6 protein-coding genes are annotated in these 6,852 nt (G+C 59.3%); all 6 read right to left on the bottom strand.

Features of this window, described 5'->3' with window-relative positions; translation table 11 throughout:
- Nucleotides 1–67: 67 nt before the first annotated feature.
- Nucleotides 68–784: an ABC transporter ATP-binding protein gene (locus tag AC1DLB_RS00260; protein WP_086944073.1), complete on the bottom strand. Its 717-nt coding sequence runs from the start codon at nucleotides 782–784 to the stop codon at nucleotides 68–70.
- Nucleotides 781–1,653, bottom strand: a complete 873-nt coding sequence (locus tag AC1DLB_RS00255; protein WP_018928477.1) for an ABC transporter ATP-binding protein — start codon at nucleotides 1,651–1,653, stop codon at nucleotides 781–783. The genes AC1DLB_RS00260 and AC1DLB_RS00255 overlap by 4 nt, the downstream gene beginning before the upstream one ends.
- A complete protein-coding gene (gene livM / locus AC1DLB_RS00250) occupies nucleotides 1,650–2,930 on the bottom strand; it encodes a high-affinity branched-chain amino acid ABC transporter permease LivM (RefSeq protein WP_477784462.1) in 1,281 nt (426 codons plus the stop codon). The genes AC1DLB_RS00255 and livM overlap by 4 nt, the downstream gene beginning before the upstream one ends.
- A 3-nt stretch (nucleotides 2,931–2,933) precedes the next feature.
- Nucleotides 2,934–3,848, bottom strand: coding sequence for an ABC transporter permease subunit (locus AC1DLB_RS00245; RefSeq protein ID WP_007939055.1), 915 nt, complete (start codon nucleotides 3,846–3,848; stop codon nucleotides 2,934–2,936).
- 171 nt (nucleotides 3,849–4,019) lie between these two features.
- A complete protein-coding gene (locus AC1DLB_RS00240) occupies nucleotides 4,020–5,153 on the bottom strand; it encodes a branched-chain amino acid ABC transporter substrate-binding protein (protein ID WP_018928479.1) in 1,134 nt (377 codons plus the stop codon).
- 363 nt (nucleotides 5,154–5,516) lie between these two features.
- Nucleotides 5,517–6,800, bottom strand: coding sequence for an L-pipecolate oxidase (amaA, locus tag AC1DLB_RS00235; protein ID WP_018928480.1), 1,284 nt, complete (start codon nucleotides 6,798–6,800; stop codon nucleotides 5,517–5,519).
- Nucleotides 6,801–6,852: the final 52 nt, after the last annotated feature.

Raw genomic sequence — 6,852 nt, 5'->3', positions numbered from 1 at the left:
GTGTAGGGATTGTGCGGGCATAAAAAAACGCCCTGAGTTCGTCAGGGCGTTTTCCAGGCTCTTCGGTTTAGTGCCCGCCGAGATAGGCGTTACGCACCTCCTCGTTCACCAGCAGCTCCTTGCCGGTGCCGGTGAGGCGGATCTGCCCGTTGACCATCACGTACGCCCGGTCCGACAGCTTGAGGGCATGGTTGGCGTTCTGCTCCACCAAAAAGATGGTCATGCCCGTCTTGGCCAGTTCCCGCAGGGTCGCGAAGATCTGTTTCACCACAATCGGCGCCAGCCCCAGGCTCGGCTCATCGAGCAGCAACAGCTTGGGGCGGCTCATCAACGCCCGGGCAATGGCGAGCATTTGCTGCTCACCACCGGACATGGTCATGGCCCGCTGGTTACGCCGTTCCTTGAGCCGCGGAAACAGCTCGAACATGCGCTCCATGTCCTCGGCGGCGTACTTGTCACCGATCGGGATGGTGCCCATCAGCAGGTTTTCCTCGACGGTCATGTCGGGGAACACCCGGCGGCCTTCCGGCGACTGAGCGATACCGTTGGAGGCGATGTAGTGGGACGACTTGTGAGTGATATCCACACCCTGATAGACGATTTGCCCGTCAGTCGCCCGTGGCTGACCGAAAATCGACATCAGCAGGGTCGACTTGCCGGCACCGTTGGAGCCGATCAGGCTGACGGTCTCCCCTTCATTGATGTGCAACGAGACTTTCTTCAGGGCCTGGATCGGTCCGTAGAACACGTCGATCTCTTTCAGTTCGAGGATCGGTTGACTCATACCAGTTCCTCTTCGTCGGCGCCCAGATAGGCGGCAATCACTTTCGGATCGTGTCGGATCGCATCAGGCCCGCCCTCGGCGATGACAACGCCGTGGTCCAGCACCACGATGTGGTCGGAAATGCTCATGACCATGCCCATGTCGTGCTCGATCAACACCACGGTCAGATCATGCTCGTCACGCAGCAGCCGGATCATCGCGCTCAGCGCTTCGGTTTCCTGAGGGTTGAGGCCGGCGGCCGGTTCGTCGAGGCAGATGATCTGCGGCCGGGTACACATGGCCCGGGCGATCTCCAGACGGCGTTGCTGACCATAGGACAGTTCACCGGCCAGACGGTTGGCGCAGTCCACCAGGTCCACCACTTCCAGCCAGTAGAAGGCGTGGTCCAGTGCATCGCTTTCGGCCTTGCGATAACCCTTGGTGTTGAGGATGCCGGCCAGCATGCCGCGGTTGACCCACATGTGCTGGGCTACCAGCAGGTTTTCCAGTACCGACATCTCCTTGAACAGGCGAATGTTCTGGAAAGTCCGCGCCAGACCGGCACGGTTGATCAGGTGCGTGCCACCGAACATCTTGTAGTGGAGCCGGCTGATGAAGCTTTTCGGCGAAACGAAATCGGTTGCCTTGAACGGCTCCCCGAGCATTTTGATGACGTTGGTCTTCACCCCACGGGTGTTGAGCTCGATATGCCCGCCGGACGCTTTATAGAACCCGGTCAAGCAGTTGAACACAGTGGTCTTGCCCGCGCCGTTGGGGCCGATCAACGCGAAGATCGAGTTGCGCTTGACCTTCAGGCTGACGTCACTCAACGCCTTGATGCCACCGAAGTGCATCATCAGGTTCTCGACCGAGAGTACGACTTCACTCATGGCGCTACTCCTTTACGCGGGGTCACACCGGTACGGCTGATCCGGATCAGGCCGCGCGGTCGCCAAATCATCATCAACACCATCAGGATGCCGAACAGCAGCACGCGATATTCAGCGAAGCCGCGCAGCAGTTCTGGAGCGACGGTCAACACGAATGCTGCCATCACCACGCCGATGGTCGAACCCATGCCGCCAAGTACCACGATGGCGAGGATCAATGCCGATTCGAAGAAGGTGAATGAGGTCGGGTTCACAAAGCCCTGATAGGTCGCGAAAAACACGCCGGCCAGGCCCGCTGTCGATGCGCCGATGGTGAACGCCGACAGTTTGACCAGTACGTGATTCAGACCCATGGAGCGACAGGCGATTTCGTCTTCACGCAAAGCTTCCCATGCGCGACCGACCGGCATGCGGGTCAAGCGATGCTTGATGTACAGCACGGCCAGCACCACCAGGAACAACACCGCATAAATGAAGTAGTACTTCACGTCCGGGTTGTAGGCGATGCCGAAGAACTCATGAAAAGGTACCCCGCCGTCCTTCGCCCGCTTTCCGAATTCGAGACCGAAGAAAGTTGGCAACGGCGCCGCCATGCCATTCGGGCCACCGGTCAGGGACAACCAGTTGTTGAGGATCAACCGGATGATTTCACCAAAGCCCAGGGTCACGATTGCCAGATAGTCGCCGTGCAGACGCAGCACCGGGAAACCCAGGATGCACCCCGCCAGCCCGGCAGTGATCGCCGCCAAAGGCAGCACCGTCCAGAAGCCCAGCCCCAGGTATTGGTAACCGAGCGCCAGGCCGTAAGCGCCGATGGCATAGAACGCCACATAACCCAGGTCGAGCAGGCCAGCCAGACCGACCACGATGTTCAGACCCAGGCCCAGCAGCACGTAGATCAACCCAAGGATGACCACGCCCAACAGGTAAGAGTTGGAGAAGAACGGGAATACCACGGCGACAACGATCACCAGCGGGACGACCCAGCGCAACCGGGATTTGTRATCAGGCGCCAGAACATGAACCCCGGAACCGGTGCTCTCGAAGCCTTCGAGAATTCTCAGGCCTTTGGGGGTTTGCAAGAACAGGCTCAGGGCAAAGCGGCCAGCCATGACAATGGCGACTATCCACGCCACGCGCGTCGGCTGCAGGTTGAAGCCGTAGCCGTCGAGGACCACACCAACAATCGGGCCGAACACAATCAGGGCGATGAGGCCGGCAAGAATCGCGTCAACCAGGCTTTTTTTGACATCAATGGTTTTAGTGGTTGAAGACATCGCTTACACCTTCGACACAAGAGGACGGCCAAGCAGGCCTTGAGGCCGAAAGACCAGAACAAGAACGAGCAGCGAGAAGCTGAAAACGTCTTTGTAATCCGAGTTGACCAGCCCCGAGAACAGCGACTCGGAGATCCCGAGAATGATCCCCCCCAGCATGGCGCCGGGCAGTGAGCCGATCCCGCCGAGCACTGCCGCAGTGAACGCCTTGATCCCGATGACGAAGCCTGCGTAGAAGTCGAACGTGCCGTAGTTCATGGTGATCAGCACACCGGCCAGGGCCGCCATCGCCGCACCGATGATGAACACGTAGGAAATCACCCGATCGGTGTTGATCCCCAGGATCGAAGCCATCTTGCGGTCTTGCTGGGTGGCGCGGCACATGCGGCCGAGTTTGGTGTACTTGATGACATAGGTCAGCAAGCCCATGCCGACGAATGCGGCAACCAGAATGAAGATTTTGGTGTAGGTGAGTTGAACGAAGCCGCTCCCGACTTCAACTCGCCATGCACCGGTCAGCAGTGTTGGTACACCCTGTTGACGGGCACCCTGACTGATCTGTGCATAATTTTGCAGGATCAGGGAAATACCGATGGCGCTGATCAGCGGTGCCAGTCGGGTGGAGTTGCGCAGCGGTTTGTAAGCGACACGCTCAATGACCCAGCCATACACCGCGGTGACGATGATGGTGAAAACCAGGGTGCCGAGCATCAGCAGCGGGAAGGATTCAATACCGAAGTAAGCCAGCAGAGCCAGACTGATCGCCGCGAGGTACGCAGAGATCATGTAAACCTCGCCATGGGCGAAGTTGATCATGCCGATGATGCCATAGACCATTGTGTAGCCGATGGCGATCAGGCCATAGACCGACCCGAGGGTCAGGCCGTTGACCAGTTGCTGCAGGAAAATACCATCCATAACGCAATCTCACGCACTTGAGAGACTGCACAGAAGCCGGGTGCGACGGACCGGGGTTCAGCCGCCGGCGCAACTCGGTTGTGTGCAGCTCTACGAGAAAAGACAGGTACTGCACGGACATGTTTCAGGACTGCCCGGCGCGCAAGGCGCCGGGCAGATCAACCGCTCATATCACTTCTGTTTTTCCAGCTGGTGGTATTTGCCGTCCTTGTCCCACTTGTAAACCACGTAGTCGGAGACTTTCAGGTCGCCCTTGCTGTCCCAGGTCTTCTCGCCCATGACGGTCTTGACCGGGTTGGCTTTCAGCCATTTGGCAGCGTCTTCGCCCTTGTTGGATTTGGCGCCATTGAACGCTGCGGCCAGGGTCTGGACCGAAGCGTAGGCGTACAGGGTGTAGCCTTCAGGTTCGGTGCCGGCCTTGCGGAAGGCGTCTACCACGGTCTTGCTGTCTGGCAGCAGACGTGGGTCGGCGCCGAAGGTCATCAGTACGCCATCAACGTTCTGTGGGCCACCGGCGGTGGTCACCAGTTCGTCAGTCACGATGCCGTCATCGGACATGAACTTGACGTCTTTGAGGCCCTGTTCACGCAGTTGCCGAACCAGTGGACCGGCTTCCGGGTGCAAGCCGCCGAAGTAGACGACGTCGGCACCGGCCGCACGGATCTTGGTGACGACGGCGCTGAAGTCTTTCTCGCCGCGAGTCAGGCCTTCATACAGCACTGGCGTTACGCCGCGCTTGATCAGTTGAGCCTTGGTGGCATCTGCCAAGCCTTGGCCATAGGTGTCCTTGTCGTGCAGCACGGCGACTTTCTTGCCCTTGAGCACGTCGACGATATAGTCGCCAGCCACGATACCTTGCTGGTCGTCACGCCCGCACATGCGGAACATGGCACTCAGGCCGCGCTCGGTCACCTTGGGGTTGGTGGAACCTGGGGTGATCGTGATGATGCCGGCTTCATCGTAGATCTCGGAGGCAGGGATGGTCGACGAGGAGCAGAAGTGACCTACCACACCAACGACTTTCTTTTCAGTCAGGTCTTTGGCGACCGTCACAGCCTGCTTCGGCTCGCAGGCGTCATCGCCTTTGACCAGTACGATTTTTTCCCCGTTGACACCGCCGGCGGCGTTGACCGCATCAGCGGCTGCCTGTGCACCCTTCATGTACTGCTCGCCAAATGCCGCGTTGGCGCCTGTCATAGGGCCGGCCACACCGATTTTCACATCAGCCTGTGCAAACGCAGAAACACCCAACGCAGCTGCCACTGCGAGGGCCAGAAAGCCTTTCTTGTAAAACGTCTGGGACATGAGGTGGTGCTCCAAGGTTTTTTTTAGTTGGCACTGCGACTTCACTGAATGCTCAGAGCAAGGGCCGTGCCATCGGTTTTTTATTCTGAAAAAAGTCGCTGCTTTCTTGTTATTTCGACTGTTTCGATCCCATTTTCATTGGGCGTGCAACCGTCTAAACCGCGGGAGGTGAAACCATTTATTTCAAAAGGCGCAACCCGCATGCGCCATCATTGCAACCGCAGCGCCAAACGATGTGCAACCTGCCTGTAACAGCCCGCGTCACCGAACTGCACACTGCCGGTGCACAACTGCTACAACCCGCACCATTACAGGCTAGCCGCTTCGCTGAAAAGCGCTGCTTCCAGCAACATATTTCAACAATCAGATCACGATCCGCAGGCACTGGCCCGCGTGATACAGCGAAAAACCGGCCTCATACAGGCAGCTTCGCAGCCCCACGCCCGCCAATGGCTGCATGGGTGCGAAGGGAATCGGCAGGGCTTGAGGATTTCCGTTACACAAGTAGTCGGCGAAGGCTTTGCCGACCACTGTGCCGGTGGTCACGCCTCGACCGTTGTAACCAGTAACGGCCACCAGACCCGGTGCCGGCTCGAACAGGCGCATCAAATGATCGGGGGTGAAGGCGATGCAACCGGTCCAGGTGCATTCCCATTCCACCGGTTTCAGGTAGGGGAAGTAATGCTGCTGAACCCGATCGGCCCAGGCTTTGAGGAACCAGGTCGGTTTCTGGTTGCCATTGCCGAGACTGCCGAGCAACAACCGCCCCTCGGCATCACGACGGATGCTGCTGAGCACTTGCCGGGTGTCCCAGGAACCCTGACCACCGGGCAGAATTTGCTGCGCGGCGTCTTCGGTCAGCGGCACCGAAGCCACTTGATAGTAATAACCGGGGAAGAAGTTGCGACGCAGCTCCGTCCAGTCGCCTTCGGTATAGGCATTGGAGGCGATCACCACCTGTTCGGCCAGCACCGAACCCTGGGCGGTCTGCACCGACCAGCGCTGGCCCTGACGTTCGAGTCGGGTCACCGGGGAATGATCGAACAACTGACCGCCAAGGCCGATAGCCGCGTTGGCCAGCCCCGTGGTGTAGGCCATCGGGTTGATCGTGCCGGCACGCCGGTCGAGCAGCGCGGCGGCGATCTTCCGGGTGCCCGTGGCTTGTTCGCAGGCAGCTCCGGTCAACAATTCCACCGGTGCCCCACGACGTTTCCATTGTTCTTCGCGACTGCGCAGGTCCGCCTCGCCACGCGCGTTGTGCGCCATGTGCAGCGTGCCTTCGCGGCGCAACTGGCAATCGATGTTGTATTTGTCGACCAGGCTGAACACCAGCGACGGCGCGGCTCCGAGCATACGGTTGAGCTGACTGCCGACCGCCTTGCCAAAACCGGCTTCGATTTCGTCCGGAGGAATCCACATCCCCGCGTTGACCAGCCCGACGTTACGCCCCGACCCGCCATGGCCGGCGCGATGCGCTTCCAGCACACAGACACTTTTGCCTTGCTCCAGCAGATGCACCGCCGCCGACAGCCCGGTGAAACCGGCACCGATGACGCAGACATCCACCGTCACCTCACCCTTGAGCGCCGCATTGTCGGGCCTTTGCGGCGTCAGTTTTTCCCACAGACACTCTTCGCGTAACGGCATTGCCAGACTCCGAAAATGAAACCTAACCAACACACCATCGATCGTTCCCGCG

It is taken from the genome of Pseudomonas sp. 05N434 (assembly GCF_056396965.1).
This window is presented reverse-complemented; position numbering and strand designations above follow the sequence as displayed.